The 15,647-nt window shown below is 54.6% G+C and carries 13 protein-coding genes; 6 read left to right on the top strand and 7 right to left on the bottom strand.

Annotated elements, in window-relative coordinates:
* Nucleotides 1–58: 58 nt before the first annotated feature.
* From K3177_RS13525 to K3177_RS13535, 3 genes are all read right to left on the bottom strand, one after another.
* A complete protein-coding gene (locus K3177_RS13525; RefSeq protein ID WP_221598669.1) occupies nt 59–574 on the bottom strand; it encodes a helix-turn-helix domain-containing protein in 516 nt (171 codons plus the stop codon).
* 376 nt (nt 575–950) lie between these two features.
* Nucleotides 951–1,151, bottom strand: coding sequence for a DUF6961 family protein (locus K3177_RS13530; protein WP_221598670.1), 201 nt, complete (start codon nt 1,149–1,151; stop codon nt 951–953).
* A 93-nt stretch (nt 1,152–1,244) separates the two neighbouring features.
* Nucleotides 1,245–1,601: a thermonuclease family protein gene (locus tag K3177_RS13535; RefSeq protein WP_221598671.1), complete on the bottom strand. Its 357-nt coding sequence runs from the start codon at nt 1,599–1,601 to the stop codon at nt 1,245–1,247.
* 238 nt (nt 1,602–1,839) lie between these two features.
* Here K3177_RS13535 and K3177_RS13540 point away from each other — a divergent pair, with 238 nt between their 5' ends.
* The 3 genes from K3177_RS13540 (at nt 1,840) to K3177_RS13550 (ending at nt 3,583) form a co-directional block, all read left to right on the top strand.
* The gene (locus K3177_RS13540) at nt 1,840–2,004 is read left to right on the top strand and encodes a hypothetical protein (protein WP_221598672.1); all 165 of its coding nucleotides are present in this window, start codon (nt 1,840–1,842) and stop codon (nt 2,002–2,004) included.
* A 58-nt stretch (nt 2,005–2,062) separates the two neighbouring features.
* On the top strand, nt 2,063–2,452 hold the full coding sequence (locus K3177_RS13545; protein WP_221598673.1) for a helix-turn-helix domain-containing protein: 390 nt from the start codon (nt 2,063–2,065) through the stop codon (nt 2,450–2,452).
* Nucleotides 2,453–2,863: 411 nt separating this feature from the next.
* A complete protein-coding gene (locus K3177_RS13550; RefSeq protein ID WP_221598674.1) occupies nt 2,864–3,583 on the top strand; it encodes a thermonuclease family protein in 720 nt (239 codons plus the stop codon).
* Nucleotides 3,584–3,827: 244 nt separating this feature from the next.
* Here the strand turns inward: K3177_RS13550 and K3177_RS13555 are convergent, their stop codons facing one another.
* A complete protein-coding gene (locus K3177_RS13555; RefSeq protein ID WP_221598675.1) occupies nt 3,828–6,101 on the bottom strand; it encodes a putative bifunctional diguanylate cyclase/phosphodiesterase in 2,274 nt (757 codons plus the stop codon).
* Between the two features lie 61 nt (nt 6,102–6,162).
* Nucleotides 6,163–7,437 carry a FecR family protein gene (locus K3177_RS13560; protein ID WP_221598676.1) on the bottom strand — a complete coding sequence of 425 codons (1,275 nt, stop codon included), beginning with the start codon at nt 7,435–7,437 and terminating at the stop codon, nt 6,163–6,165.
* 148 nt (nt 7,438–7,585) lie between these two features.
* Here K3177_RS13560 and K3177_RS13565 point away from each other — a divergent pair, with 148 nt between their 5' ends.
* Entirely contained in the window at nt 7,586–9,226 is a 1,641-nt protein-coding gene (locus K3177_RS13565; protein WP_221598677.1) for a ShlB/FhaC/HecB family hemolysin secretion/activation protein, read from the top strand.
* Here the strand turns inward: K3177_RS13565 and K3177_RS13570 are convergent.
* Entirely contained in the window at nt 9,223–10,545 is a 1,323-nt protein-coding gene (locus tag K3177_RS13570; RefSeq protein ID WP_247714497.1) for a HAMP domain-containing sensor histidine kinase, read from the bottom strand. The two genes, K3177_RS13565 and K3177_RS13570, sit on opposite strands and share 4 nt — an antisense overlap.
* Nucleotides 10,546–11,037: 492 nt before the next feature.
* Here K3177_RS13570 and K3177_RS13575 point away from each other — a divergent pair, with 492 nt between their 5' ends.
* Nucleotides 11,038–11,304 (top strand): hypothetical protein, encoded by a 267-nt coding sequence (locus tag K3177_RS13575; protein WP_196847752.1) that lies wholly within the window; start codon nt 11,038–11,040, stop codon nt 11,302–11,304.
* Between the two features lie 767 nt (nt 11,305–12,071).
* The gene (locus tag K3177_RS13580; protein WP_221598678.1) at nt 12,072–12,428 is read left to right on the top strand and encodes a hypothetical protein; all 357 of its coding nucleotides are present in this window, start codon (nt 12,072–12,074) and stop codon (nt 12,426–12,428) included.
* A gap of 796 nt (nt 12,429–13,224) precedes the next feature.
* Here the strand turns inward: K3177_RS13580 and K3177_RS13585 are convergent.
* A complete protein-coding gene (locus tag K3177_RS13585; protein ID WP_221598679.1) occupies nt 13,225–15,021 on the bottom strand; it encodes a sensor domain-containing diguanylate cyclase in 1,797 nt (598 codons plus the stop codon).
* Nucleotides 15,022–15,647: the final 626 nt, after the last annotated feature.

Consider the following 15,647-nt stretch of genomic DNA (forward strand, 5'->3'; position numbering starts at 1 on the left):
TGTCGCTACCCTCGCCCCTGTGTGGTGCTAGCTCTTCAGGAATGGCAGATCGCTAAACCTAAAAGGCTCGCTTACCGGTATCGCGAAGGAAACCGCCAAGTTTGGAAAGAAAGTGCAGAACTGGATGAGTGAACGAAACCAGTGTGTCCTCATCGAACTCTCTATGACCATCGAAGTAGGAAACTTCGACGTGCCGCCCGCCTTTGAACTGTCCTCGCGTTAGGCGGGACAGTTGCGAATAGGAAATGCCTGTATGTTCCGAAAGTTCGCGGAGCGTTAAGCGCTCTTGCTTGCGACCAGCGTCAAGGGCCTGACCCAGCTCCCAGCACACGTCCGGGTAATCGGGAACGGGGGCCCTTGGCCTGCCATCCTTGTTCGCGACTTCGTCGAGCTCAAGACCCAAAAGGTCCAGATACCTGAAGAGCGTACGAAAAGCCGGCCATTTGTCGATCGTGGTCGTTGCGGCTGAGCGTTTCTCGCCTGATTTCAAGCACAGCTGCAAACTGCTTCGGAGACATCGCCCCATATTCTTCAGATTGCTGTCGGACCTCACATAGATAATGGCCAACATCATATCTGAGCCCCGGACGTCATTCGAGCCGCATTCAAAACATCGCAGGCGCCTTTCGACGGACGCCATCTAATGTGCTTACTTGAACTGCTGGCGATGAATGGAGTTTAATGGAATTTAGCTAATTCGATGATCGATATAGCTAATTGGGCACGAAGGATCCAAGCCGAAATCGCGTAATCATCGCTGATATGAGCCATGCTAAGCACCAGAAAATCACAACCTGGAAGATGTACGGCCGTGATCGCGACCACGTGTGATAAGGGTAGTTTAGCAGGAGCGGGTTTCAGGTTGGTCAGGCTCGCCCGCCAATGAGTGCTGTTAGGATGGAAATTTCCTCGCCCAACCTATTCAGTTCATCACCGACTGGCGTTTCTCCCTAATTCACTGTTGCGGACTTTGCTTCGCGAAGCTGGACATACCGCCGCGCTACTTCGGCCCAGAGCTTCCTCCCGCCATCGTCGCCCCGCTCGACGAAGTGCAGCACCTTTCCGGCGATAAATTGCTCGGCCTCTTCGCCGTGTTCGCGATCGACCCATAGCGCTATGGCCCAGACTTCCTGTTCGCGAGTAACCGTCATGAGAACAGCCCAACCATGACCACAACAAACATCGCGACATGCAGAACCAGCAGCACGGAGAATTCGATCAGCGTGCCTCTCTTTGCGCGTAAATCAACCATTGCTGCACCATGGTTCCCGGCGACCAGACCATGTTCGTGCAAGCCCCTCGGACACCAACTGGTCCCCTATCGAACGGCCTGACCTTTGCAGCGTCGCCAACGTTCGCCCATACCGATCCTGCCCTGTCCGGGCGATCTCGAATTCTCCGGCGTTCAGTAGCTCCACAAGTCTATTCCTGGCGCGCAGCGCCAGTCGTCGCTCATACTCGCACTTGCCGTTTAACTCCGGCGTATCGATGTCCGCAATGCGGATCTTTTCGCCTTCGATCCAAACCGTATCGCCGTCATGGACGCAATTGTCGCGAGGACCGGGGGCACACACGGCAAGGGCAGCAGCAATCAGGAGCATGTCGCCCTTCTACGGGTGCAATGAGCTTTTTCATACTTGAACCGACCTGAACATCTACAGGATGATTGCTAGTCAAGGCTGCCTGCGCAAAGTCCCTCGCAGGATGCCCGGCATGTTAGTGACCCGCGAGCGTTCCTACAGCGCATACACGCTGATTTTATTAGGAAATTTACCTAGGTAATTTTACCGCCGTAGTCGAAGTGGCTTTACGAAGTCTGTGTTGGGCCAAATTGATCCTATGAAACAGACCTCCAAATCAGCTCACAACGACATCGAGTGCTTGGCAGAAAATATCGCGGCATGCCTTGCCGAAGCCGACAGGCTCGGCCTCGACAAGGTTGCGATCGATCTCGACCTTGCTTTGCAGAAGGTGAGGAGGTCCTCAAACTGGATACACCATTGAGGGGGCTTGGGTGGGGATCGCGGCGCAGGCGACGGAGGGAATACACGAGCTAGTGGTAATGGCGCGCAAGGAGCTGGCTCGCCGCCAGTTGCGCCTCAATGCGCTGGATCGCGACTACTTCGGCGAACCTGCATGGAATATGCTGCTTCACCTCTACGTTGCTTCACGCGAAGAGCGGGTGAATATTCTTACAAAGGAAATCACGGCAGCAGCCGACGTGCCCTACACAACGGCGTTGCGCTGGTTGGATCTTCTCGAAAATGTGGGGGAGATCAGTCGATCATCGTCGGATGAAGACGGCAGGGTCACCTTTATTGCCCTAACAGGCGTCGGACTGTCGCGGGTCGAGCGCTCGCTCGCTGCCATGGTTCAGGCCGAACAGACTATCGAGGCGCGTTATGTCCGGGCCACGGCAGAACAACCAACCGCCGAGGCTTTCGCCACCTGAATACCGCCTTCAGGATCGCTCTTTCGAGCGGGTGCGATAGATCATTTTCCTACACGGAACAAATATGGAACAGAGCCGATCATCGAGTCGGAGATAGCCATGATTGTTCTTAGCGCCCCGATGCTCGCTGCGATTGCGAGCATCATCACCGCATTTGCCGCCTTATCTGGTCAGTGCGTCGTAAACCATGAGCTCTAAGCGCCTCGATACGATCGCCGATTACACGCGCCATGGCTACGCGCTGCGGGTGGACTGCAAGGCATGTCGCCACACAGCTGTCCTCAACCCGCTGGAGGTAACCTTGCTGTGCCAGCGGCGCGGTTGGTCAAAGCAAATGGCGGGTGTCGAACGGCGGCTAAAGTGCTCGCGCTGTAGCAGCCGTGAAATACGCATTGGCCCGTCTTTTGGACCGTGAAGGCCGCTTACGATCTCTTTACGCAGGCGCGTTACGTTGGACCGATGCGCAGCCTTCTGGTCCTACTGCTTGTTGCCTTCGCCTTTCCGGCCAATGCAGAGGTCGTCAGCGGGCCAGCACATGCTGTCGATGGCGATACTCTCGTCCTGAACGACAGGCAGGTGCGCCTCGCTGGTATAGACGCACCGGAGCTCGACCAGAACTGCCAGCGTGATGGCCAAGCCTGGGCATGCGGCGAAGAAGCCAAGCGCCAGCTAGATAGCATGATTGGAGGCCAGACGGTGTATTGCCAGGGAGAGGGAGTAGACCAGTATGGTCGGCTTCTCGGAACATGCTCGGCGAACAGGGTGAACCTCAACGCCTCCATGGTCGAGTATGGTTGGGCCACGGCCTATCGCGCCTACAGCGACTACTACCTGGCACAGGAGCATCGAGCACGTTCGGCAAAGGCGGGGATCTGGGGATCGCAGTTCGCCCTGCCCGAGCAACATCGGATAGCAGCGAGAGAAGCGAGCAGACCGGCTGCCACAACTGCAGCAGCAGGCAGAACGAAGAGGCCCTCCTCCATATGCGACATCAAGGGGAACCGCAGTAGGCGCGGTGATTGGATCTATCACCTTCCCGGCATGCAGTATTATGAGCAGACAAGACCGGAAGAGATCTTCTGCTCTGAAGCAGACGCGATCGCTGCAGGATATCGCAGGTCCAAAGTTTAATTGATGAGCGGCCGCTCTTGCGCGGGTTGCTGCCTGTCCGATTTTTAGGTGGGTGAGTGCTGAAAAACTGCCATTCCGCTAGAGACCCGATTGTGGTCTTAGACATTTCGTCAGCTTTGCGCCCTCATAATGGTCATTCGAGGGATTGATGCAGCACCCCAAAAGCGGATGTTCGCTTAACAATGAAAGGTTACCGAGCGTGCCGGGTGCTTTCAGTCGATAAGCAGAAAATTGTCAGTCGCGTTCAGGCCGCAAGTGACGTGTGCGATGTAAGCATTTCCCTTATTTCTTCTGGGCTGGTCGGTCTTCCAATGAAATAGCCCTGAGCAAGATCGCAGCCCGCTTCCCGGAGGAAGGTGAGACAGCTTCGATCCTCGACTCCTTCTGCAACAACTCGCAGACCAAGCCGATGCGCAAGGTCGATGGTCGACTGAACAAGAAGCGCATCGTTTGCGTCCTCATGGGCGTGCTGAACAAAGCTCCGGTCGATCTTAAGTTCGGACAGTGGAAGCTGCTTGAGATAAGTCAATGTCGACTGGCCTGTGCCGTAATCGTCCATCGAGATTGCGATGCCAAGGTCGCGAAAGTGCTGAAGCGCGGCGACAGCGGCGCTAGGATCGTCAATTGTTGCTGATTCAGTCACCTCGAAAATCAAACGTTTCCGCGGAATTCCTGTCTCCGTAAGGATCCGCTTTGCCTTGTCGATGAATTCGTTTGAATAAACCAGCTTTGCAGAAATATTGACTGCAGCGCTCACAACAAGACCACGCTGGCACCAAGCGGCCAAATCATCGATGGTTCTTTGCAGAACATACAAGGTCAGGTCGCATATCCGGTTCGCATCTTCGGCCATCGGAATGAACAGGTCGGGTCGTAACGGACCGCGTTGCGGGTGATTCCAACGTACGAGCGCTTCGACGCTGGTGATACGATCAGTCTTCAAATCAAGCTTCGGCTGATAGACGACCTCAAGCTCACCCAAATCGATTGCCACATCGAGCTCTCCCATGAGGGAGATCTGCCGTTCCACTTCGGTTTGCTCATCAGCCAGATGAATGTGCCAAGGTTCGGCATTTCTCAGAGCCGTCGCAGCGGACAACGCCGCCTCTGCTAGGGCTTGAGGTGCGGCAACGCCAAATGCGATCTGGACATCAACGCGTCGCCCTCCGACCTCGATGGGACGTCGCATCAGTGCATGCAATGCCTTTAGCATTGCCTCCATCTCTCCGGCTTCAAGAGAAGAATGCCAGGCGAGCGTGCGGTCCTCTATTCGATAAACTGTGCTGCCGAAGTTCCCTACGAGGAGCCGCTCGGCAACGCGTTTGAGGAGTTCTTTCGCATTGTGATCGCCCAGAACGCTCGAGAGCGCCGCGAAATTACCAATGATTGCCGTAATGCATGCGGCCGACGCCGGATCAATCTCTCGTTCCATCGACAGACGGTTCGGAAGCCCTGTGTCGGAGTCATGGACGCGCCTATGGTCCAAATCTTTTTTAAGAATTGCCAGCAACTGCGCAGCGCCTGCAAACAATACCGCGACTGCGGCGGGTGCGGCTTCGAGCATCGTGTAAAATGCGAACCAAGAAACGCCGTAGGCACTCACAACTGTGCCCAGCGCTACGGCGCTGCGCGTTGCGGCCTGGCGCATTGTTGTCGCCCGTAGCAACCAGGCGAAGCCTGCGCAGGCTATTGCCATAAGAACAAGCGGGCCTGCGCTGGCAGGTAAAGCCGCAAAGAGAGTTTCAGCTGCAATCGCTTGAACAATGACGCCGGGAATTACGCCATGTTGAGGAACAGCGTACCTGTCGCCCATTTCTATTGCCGTGGCACCGACCAACACATCTTTTCCACGAAGATCGGCTTCGGCAAACCGACCATGCTCGATATCAGAGAAGCTGTGGCGGGGTATGGTCAGAGGATCGATCGACAGATCTAATGGAAAAGGTTGATCGACCGTCCCGGGTCGGCCCGCAATCTGCGCGGACAATGATGGCCGGGGAATGCCCTGCGTAAGAGTGCCCAATGGCATTCGCCGCACGAATCCGTCGCCGTCTGCTGCGATGGAAACCGAACCCAGGATTGCATAATCCCTCAAGGCCGGGATCGGCAGGGCGTCTAGCATCCTTGTGTCGTGCCGAGATGCTCTTTGCGCAAATGTCGGCATGACGATCGTTGGCTTGGCCTCGGCCAGCGCCGCGGCGAAAGCGAGATCCTGCTCTGTTTCAGATGGAGTGGAAAAATCGACGTCGAAGGTAATGCTCCGCACGCCCGCATCCGACAGCCGACTGACAAGTGCACCATAGTGGCGCCGGTCCCAAGGCCACCGGTCTATCTCTGCCAGGCTTGCCGCATCCATCTCGACGACGTGAAGCTGGCCGCTGGCTTCGCGGGAATGGATGCCGAACAGGGAATTGCGCAAAGCATCTTCAGCGCCCTGCAAAAACCCCGAGCCCCACAGTAACATCGCAGCTGCCAGCGATAGTACGCAGATCAGCAGTCGGCCGATAGTGGCGCTCATACCCATCGACCGCATATTGCGAGATGTCGAAAGGCATCGAAGGCGTTAACGATTAGCACGACTAGTCACCCTTGCCGGGGCCGCCGTCCTTGCCCGGACCGCCAGGTTTGTCGTCCTTACCGGGTTTGTCGTCCTTACCGGGCTTGTCATCCTTGCCGGGTTTGTCATCCTTGCCAGGCTTGTCGTCCTTACCGGGCTTGTCGTCCTTACCGGGCTTGTCATCCTTGCCGGGTTTGTCATCCTTGCCGGGTTTGTCATCCTTGCCAGGCTTGTCGTCCTTACCGGGCTTGTCGTCCTTACCGGGCTTGCCGTCCTTACCGGGCTTGTCGTCCTTACCAGGTTTGTCGTCCTTGCCGGGCCGATCATCCGTGCCGGGCAGGCCAGGCTTGTCATCCTTGCCGGGATTTTCGCCGCGGCTCGGTTGATCCGGACCGTTCACGCTCTTGTCGAGCGGAGCCTTGCCTACCGAAACGGACCGGGAGCTTGCAGCCACTTCCGCAACGAGTGCGACAGGGGCCGGACCAGATACTACTCCTGAAGTCGCCTTACCCATATCCGCAGGCTTACTTACAATCGCTGAAGCGATAAAAGGCAGCGCCGACCCCGTAGGACCGCCGCCGCTCTTCACAGGTGTGCTGGTTGAGCGAAGGTCTGCTTGGCTCCCTTTCTCGACATCGCGAGACGCTGGCGCCTGAATGGTGACGGGCTCTACCTCAACCTGCTCCTTCTCTTCGTTCTGAGCCGCAGGACGTGCAGGAGAATCGATCACGATTGACTGATCTCCCGAAATCGACAGGCGATACTTATCGCCAGCTGAAATCATCGCGACGTCGCCGGGCCGAACAAGATCGCGCGCGCCGCCATCAAGCGTAGATACTTCGACGAGTCCTTCGGTGACTTGCAGCGAAGAGCCCTCTGCGCCCACCGTAACCGAAAAGGTTGTGCCCTTCACGACAGCAGCGAGGTAAGGCGTATCAACTTTGAAATGCGGGGTTCCCTTCTTTTCGACACGAAAGATAGCGTTCCCGATTTCTTGGAAGAATTGGGTTATCGAAGAATTCTTGGACTCCTTGGGAATTCGAACACGGCTATTCGAAGCCACAGTCACAAAGTCATTCTGATGAACAAGGACCGCTCGGGCTCTTGCTCCAGTCGCAATCGTGTCGCCTACTTCCACGGTGGCACCGCGCCGTGCAGCGACACGCTTTCCATCCCGATCGACGAACACAGGCCCGCTGACCTCGCTCACCATCCAGCCAGACGACTGCGCAATCGCTTGTGAGCTTGCGCAAATAAGTAGCGCAGCCGTTACACTTCGGGTGAGGGTTTTGATCATGCGTGCGACTCCATTCAATTTGCCAGATGTAACGGAGAGGCTTGGGGCAACGGTTGAGGAACAGGGTTTCTCAGGGATCAAATTTTATGATTTCTAAATCTTTAAGGCGCAGTCCCGCGAGAACTTAATCAGACACTTAGAGGATCCCGTGGGTCGCAATTACCTCGCCATCGCCTCGTTAACATTCAGTTTGCTCGCCGTGCCCTGCTATGGACAGGTCGCGCTCGACCGTGTCGATCCGGGTCGCGCAGAAGAACGCGTGACGAATGAACGTGAAGAAATTCCAACAACAAGCGATCCGCAAATCTTAGAAACTTCCACTGCGTTTCAAACGCAGGATGACGTATTCGTCGGCGCGATCGCTATCGATGGGCTGCACGTCATGGCGCGCGGCGATTTCTCGGATATTGTCGAAAATTACATCGGCCGCACGCTGAGCGGATCCGAATTGACCGAACTAGTCGAGCGGCTCGCAAACCGGGTGAAAGCGAAATTCCCCTTGGCAAGCGTCTATGTCGAGCCACAAAAAATCACTGCTGGTGTGCTTCAGGTCACCATCGACGAAGGCGCAATCGACGAGGTTAGGATCGAGGGGGCGCAAAACCGGTCGGTCGTGGCAGCTCTATCAAAATTAGCATCGGGACAACCGGTCACGGCAGTGGACCTCGAGCGCAGCCTTCTCGTGGCCGGAGATATCGACGGGGTAACCCTGGGCAACGTCCGTGTCATGCGCGAAGAGAACAGAAATATCCTTGTGGTAAACGGCACCTATGAGCGTGTCGGTGGAAGCGTGACATTCGGCAATGACGGATCGAAGCCGCTCGGGCCGCTCGAACTCTACGGACACGTTAGATTCAATGGCCTCTTTGCCCAAGATGACACCTTACAGGTATTTATTCTCGACACAGTGCCTGATGTCGAAGAGCTTGTTTTTGGTCAGGTACGATACGGCAAACGAGTTAGTCGCGAAGGAACTGAAATCTCGGCCACCGGCTCTTTTTCGCGCAGTGCGCCCGGGGCATATCTCGAACCGTTCAATATTCGTGGAGAGAGTTGGACAGTATCGCTAGGGCTTTTGCATCCAGCGGTCCGGCGACAAAATTCGAGTATCTGGATACGCGCGGACGCTTCCCATCGCCAAATTGAGCAAAGTCGTGACGGAGCTCTCGCGCGCCAGGATCGACTGACCACCGTATCAGCTGGCATCTACGGCTATTCACGTCTCGCCGGCGGATGGTTGCGCGCCAATGCGCAGATTAAGCAGGGCCTGGATCTTTTCGACGCAACGCAGCTCGGAGATCCCTTATCGTCCCGCCAGGATGCCGATGGAACCTTCACGACAGCCACGTTCGATATCGGATGGCGAAAGAATGTGGTCGCCGATTTAGGTATTAATGTTGCGGTCCGCTCACAGTTGGCCTCGCAGCCATTACTCATCTCCGAAGAAACGGGACTTGGGGGTGCTAACTTCGTTCGCGGCTACGACTACAGTGAACGGACCGGCGATCAGGCCCTTCTGGCCTACGGGGAACTGAACTATTCCTGGGACAGTCTTCCGGGACCACTAGCTGAGCTGGAATTCTATGGGTTCGTGGATGGCGGTAAGGCATATAATCTTGACGAGGGCTTCGGCGGTGGAAGCCTCTTTTCTTCAGGGGGCGGCTTTAGAGCTGACATCGGTAAAAGCCTCACGGGCGGATTGGAAGTTGCTGTGCCACTATCGGGCGTGCGCTACGATACGGGAGATAGCTCAGCCCGGGTTCGATTTCAGGTCTCTCAGTCATTCTAAGCTGTTGATAGCCACGAATTCGGGAGAAGGATGTGAGCGGTCAAGCCCCCGCAAGGGTTTCGCGAAAACTTCAAAGAGCCATTGAACCTGGTCAGCAATATATGTGCTGTGGGAATCCCGAGGCCGAAGCCGTCGGTGTTTCTCTGCCGGGCTTGATCGACGCGGAAGAACGGTTCCAATAATGATGGGAATTGATCCTCGTCCACCCCAGGGCCTTGATCGATGATGTCTATCGTATAGCCGCTTTTACCGACACGGACCGCAACCTCAGCCGAGCCAGCAAACTGAACGGCATTTTCTATCAGCGCATTGATTGAGCGCTTGAGGGGCTCTTTGAATGTCTTGATGACGATATTCGTCATACCGATCAACGTAACTGCTTCTCCGTAGCGGCTCGTTACGTCCACCAGCAATTCGCGGAGATTGACCTCTTCAGGATCGCTCTGAAGGAGTTGTGCGCCAAGATAGCTTTCGAGGGAATCCAGCAATCGGACCATCTCGTCGACGCTTTGGTCATGTATGCCGACGAGTTCCTTGTCTTCAATCATCCCAGAAATCGTTTTAAGTCTGGATAGCGGAGTGCGAAGATCATGCCCGATCGCCCGATACGATTTGGTCTGATCACTCAAAATACGATCAATTCGTTCCTGCATCGCGTTCATTGCGTGCGCCAGGTCCCGAAGGTCTCGAGGCCCCATTTCAGCGACCTGGACCTTGCCCCCCTGACCAATTCGCTCGGCCGCATCAGTAAGGCTGCGCAACGGCTTCGCAACCAGATACAAGAGCGCCAGACCGATGGCCAGAAATGCAGCCGTGGTCAGTGTAGTGAGAACCATGGCTCGCCAGGCGACTGGCCACATGCTCGTTATGTCCCGCGAGACGAAGTTGAGCCAGGTACCATCGTCCAGCTGCAAGGAGCCCTCCAGATCGCGGCTGCTTTTGTCCGACAGGGATGTCGATAGATGGAGGGGCCTTCCGGCCAACGACGGCTCCCATGCTATGATATCTTCGCCGATGCCGGACAGCATTTGATCACCGCTCGAACCTTCCACGTTCGGCGCCGGCGATACGTCAACAGCGAGGTATCGCGTAGTCATGTTTGCCGCCATCTGATCGGGCGCAAGTTTGTGCATTCTCTGCCCCACGACGAGAAGTTCGGCGACGCGCCGTGCATGGTCGTCCTGAAGCGTCTGGCGATCAATAAGTTGATAGAATACGAGACTGCCGGCGAGTTGGATGATGCCAAGAGCCAAAAATACGGCGGCGACATAAACCCCAAATCCGTGAGCCTTAAAGCTGCCTATCGGTGAGCGTTTCAAACCTCTTCATCCATTACAAGCCATTCTGGCTACAGTTGCGAGAGTCCTTCGCAAGCTTTTTAGCGGTGAAGAAAATTATAAGAACACTTGCGCCTTATATTCTGGTGAAAAATTTCTCAGCAAAATAGCACTATGAGCCGAACGTCTGTTCTGCGCTACCTATCTTCGCAAGCCGAGAGTCCGCGGTCGACCTCATTCCAGTCGGTCTGCTCGGCGTTCAATCCCGTAAGCCTTCCAATAAGTCCGCGCTATTACTTACGGTTATGAATTCCCGTGAAGCTCGGCTTACAATCTCTATATTGGAAATGAGGCGACAGGCCATCCACGTTTGAATGCGACCCGGCGTGGTAGAGGAAGCCCCCTTTTTGGTCTGACGTCTCACCAAACATCCCCTGATTTGCGTATGATAGCTAGTTGGGCTCAGCATCCAACTTATTGACTGAGTCCACTTCGTGTTTATCGCGTTTGCCGCTTAAGCCATAAGGTGATGCGATGAAGAAAAGGCTACAACAGCTCGCCGAGCACGCCCAGCAGGTTGCTGATTGCGCCAATCGCGCCATCGAAAGCTCGTCTGCGGCGACAGAGATGAATGCGCTCAATGATGCCATGATGGCCTATCGGAGCGCCGCAGTCTTTTATCTAACCCATCCCTCAATTGCCGACTACGTCCGTGCAGATGCCAGAAAACACAGTCCGGAAACACGTGAGGCGATTGAAAGGATCGCCGATCTGATCGACAGGCTCAATGAGCCTGATTAATCGTCGCTAATTGGCGGTCCGCTTACACTTTTTAGTGATCACGGGATTTGCGCTGAGGTCGGATACTGCTCCTTGGAAAATGAATTGCTAACCAAAAAAAGCCCCACCGAGAGGTGGGGTCTTCAAGGAGAAGGCGTGGAAAAATCCAAGCCCTCCGGGTCGCAGGAAAGACAATACGCCATCCGGATGGTAAACATTGTAACGTCGCGACATATGCGAATGTGAGTCACATTGGGGCTCATCCTTGTGTAATTAAACGGGTGACTCCATATCTCAATGGACGAGGATTCAGATCACGGTCCATTAACTTGGTGTCGATGTGAGATATGCTCTGCTGCTGGCGAACGGGGCGAAGGGCTGCTTCGCGCCCTCATTTCGGTCGTTAGACCGACCGCCCACGGCACCCGAAAGCGGCCGTAGCCGGCGGACATTGAGTGATTTCAGCTTTTGGTGCCTCCCGTCCGGCCTCTGGGTGTCGCAATGGGGTGGAAAACTGACGTTAGTCGAATACGAGGCTATCCCGCCCCCTACCTCTTCACCCCGACACCATGAACGCGGATTGTGATTTCCGGTGTCCACCTGAGAAGGCGCATTCAATTTTTAAACCAACCAATTTTGCTGTCGATATTACCGAGGGAAGCAATCTCTGTGTAAACCGCGTTTAGTAACATCGAGTTCGTTTTTGGACTTTAGCCTTGGCCTGTGCTTTGATGCTTTCACTAAGTAACTCTATAGTCGCAACGCTTTTATAATTGTGCGCGGGGACATTGATCGGTGGAGGACGGAGGTCGCAACACCTGCTCAAACTCAATCAACCAAATGCACTTATCAAGGCACAGACCTTGTTGAGCATGGCGTTGGCTTTTGGCGTATCAGAGTGTGTCAGCCGCGAGGGATCGCATTCCGATGAATATGATGCGGGTTTCGCACATCGCTACACAGAAGGAGGAGCTGAATACGAAGCTAAGATCGTTGCAGCGCAAAAAGCGCTGAAAGCAGCAGGTATAGATGTGACGATTCCACGACCACCAGCGACGAAGAAATCAATCCAGCACGTCCATGTTGCTCACGCTGGCCAAGTCGACTGTTCAAAAGATCTGCCGATTGCCTGGCATGCCAAGTAGAGCTTCGCCTCTTAAGATCAGGAATGCATCCATATTAATGCAGACGCCATGCTTCGATTCTAGCAGTTAGATATGGCCAAGAGTTAATTTGCCATGTTTATTCGTCATCCGACCAAGGACCAGCTCCTACCAGACGATGTCGAACTAGAAGCCGACTGGATCAGGCACGATGGGTCACAACGCGTAACATCTGAGAGCGACCATCCATTAATCCTATTGCGTGACGGCACGATCTTCAGGCCGATTTCTCAACTTCCGAACAAATGGATGGCATTTTACAAAATGTGTCGGTGGGAATGGCAAGGTCGAGATCCAAACGCTTTCGACGTGATAGCTTATCAAATATTTCAGTGAAGTGGTTGTTAAGGCAGGTTGCTGATCAGCGACGACCAGGTGCTGGGCTCCGACCGAAGCTTCTTTGTTTTGCAGATTGGCCAGCACCGCAATGAGGTCATCGACCTTACTGAGCGCGTGAATAACCGTATACCTAAGCCGCCGGGTCCCGCTGCGCCGTCGCTCCAGCGAACTACTGCTGAGGCCAGCCTTGGCACCTACGTTTGATATGCTCTCTGGGAGATATGTTAGGTATCGAATCTGTTTGGCATGCCGGCGGAAATGGCTTGGAACTCAGGCTGGGATTGTCGGCAGACTTGGCATTAAACCTTGTTTAAGTTCTCCATTTCGTGTTCACGCTGAATTTTTTCTGATCCCTGATTAACACTGCAAGGCGAGCGCATTGGCTGGCGCAGGTCCGAGTTGGTATGGGATCAGAAGGCGTAAAGATAGAATAGCGCCGTTACGCAGCTAGTCTGAGAGTGTTTCGTCCCTCCCGCTTGGCTTTATAAAGAGCCTGATCCGCGCGCTGAAGCAGACTCTCGACGCTTTCCATATGTGTTAGTTCAGCCACGCCGACACTGATCGTGACCGCCGGCGTGTTTGCGACATCCTCAATTGCGACGCGGACACGTTCGGCAATCACCATCGCAGTTCCTGAATTCGTGTTTGGTAGAACGATGATAAATTCCTCTCCCCCAAACCGTCCTACCACATCACCTACACGAACCGCGGCAGTCGTGGTCTTCGCTACACGCTTCAGCACGTCGTCGCCGGCCTGATGTCCGAAAGTGTCATTGACCCGTTTAAAGTAGTCTATGTCGAAAAGCGCGACCGATACCGGGTTTCCTTCGCTTTTCGATGTCGTCACGGCCCTTGTTAAATCTTCTGTGACGCGGCGACGATTAGGGATTTGCGTTAGCTGATCAGTCTCCGCCAGGACTTTTGCCGTGAAAGCAGCTTCTTCAGCCCTCTTGCGTGCCTCAATGATGGCGAATTCGTGGGTGACCTGTTGTGTCACGTCTTGGACTATCCCGAACAGCCCTACCCGATCACGATCGCTTTGGTGATCGAGTTCTCCGCGGGAGCGCACATAGCGGACCTGCCCGTCTGGTCTGATGATGCGGGCCCTGAATTCAAAGCCCTGGCGATCCTCAATAGCTTTCTCAATATGGTCGGTCACTACGTGGCGATCGTCAGGGTGATACGCGTCGATCGCCGCCTCTAAGGGTGGTGGAATGCCTTCCTCGAGACCAAAAATAGTGAACACGCCGCGAGACCAACGGATAGTTTGAGTATCGACATCGAGCCACCAATGTCCAAGATCTGCATTATCCTCTGCGAGTTGAAGCAAACGTTTTTCTTCACCGAGACGGGCAAGAATGCGGTCGCGTTCGGCAAGCAGGGCCGCGATCGGCAATGAAGCTGCGAACAAAGTCAGCAAGTAGAATTGGAAATAGAGGCTTTTGCCACGTAGATTGGTGCCGAAGGATGTTTGGGTTGGGGTCCATATATCGAAGGAAAGCCCCCCCACGCAGGCAATGACTAAGATGCCCCCCGCCGCTCCTAAAGGACCCAGCCGCGAAGCAGCGGTTAGAACTACGAACATCTGCAGAAAGAGCATCGTTGCATCAAGGTGGTAAAAGGTCACCCACGATACCGTCCCTATAAGAGCAAAAATCGCTGTTGCCTCAATGACCTTTGAAGGCACAGTGACGATCCCGCGATTCCTGAAAGCTCGGTGAGCGACCATCAAAAGCGGTGTCACAATCAGAATACCTAGAAGGTCGGTGGAGAACCACGAAAACCAAAACTCGGCTGATGCCGCCGCGGTAACAGTGTTAGCTATCGTTGCGCTACACGCACATCCAAGTAATGCGGCAACTGAGAACCACATCAGGTGCTGAGGTGATGAAAACGATAGGCGCCGCGCGAGCTTCACCTTTAAAATCCAAGCAATCGCAAGAGGCTCGAACATGTTGGCGGCTGTATACCCTGCAGAAATTGCCAGCGCACCGTTATCAATCACATTTGCAGCGAGACTCCCCAGCCCGGCCGAGAGAACGTGGGGGTAAGCGGAAGAATTTTTCCTAAGTAATAAGACCGCAAGCAACAATCCGCTCGCAGGCCAAATGATGGCAATGCTGTTAATTCCGTCGACCATGCGCAGCGTTATCAAAGCCGCGGTAAAATAGCCCAAACCGGTAAAAAGAGGCCTGAGAAGGGCTATGTTTCGGGGGTTGGAACGGGGGGAAATCATGGCCTTGCTCTAACTGCGAATGGTTAACCGTGGTTTCGTTGCGAGCACCATTTGACCGTACTTCCACGTATGCAGATATTGATGATCAATTCGGCTTTTCGATGGCGGATCAGCACGAACATGCGGAAGTGACGTAGACGCGCTAGTGCTGAACGAGATCCCTCGACAAACATTAAAAAAGGCCCCACCTGATGGTGGGGCCTTGAGTTGGGAACACGGGAAATCCCATGCCCTTCGGGTCGCAAGAAGCACCTTAAGGGCCCTTCGAATCTGGCATTGTAACTAGGCGACAGGTGGACACATGTCTCAGAATAAGACGCGCCCTGTTTTGTAAGATTCTTATGGTTGCAGGATTTTCTGCTGATCAGCGGTTTCGTGTCAATTGTTCTGATTGAAATAGAACGCTTCGTTAGGTGCACCTCCTGTACCAGGGGCCGGGCCCGGATCCGTAGGGAAACAAGAGGCACACGCGAGCGATCTTGGCGAAGCCGTGCGTGAAAACACGTCGCAAAACGACTTACTTACCAATCTAAGATACTGAAAAGAGAGACCTAGCATAGTGGACCGTAGGAATTGGCAAAGCCCTCAAAACCTACGTTTTCGGCCGAAATTCAACGTCCGCAACT

It is taken from the genome of Qipengyuania pacifica (assembly GCF_019711555.1).
GTDB classification, from domain to species: domain Bacteria; phylum Pseudomonadota; class Alphaproteobacteria; order Sphingomonadales; family Sphingomonadaceae; genus Qipengyuania; species Qipengyuania pacifica.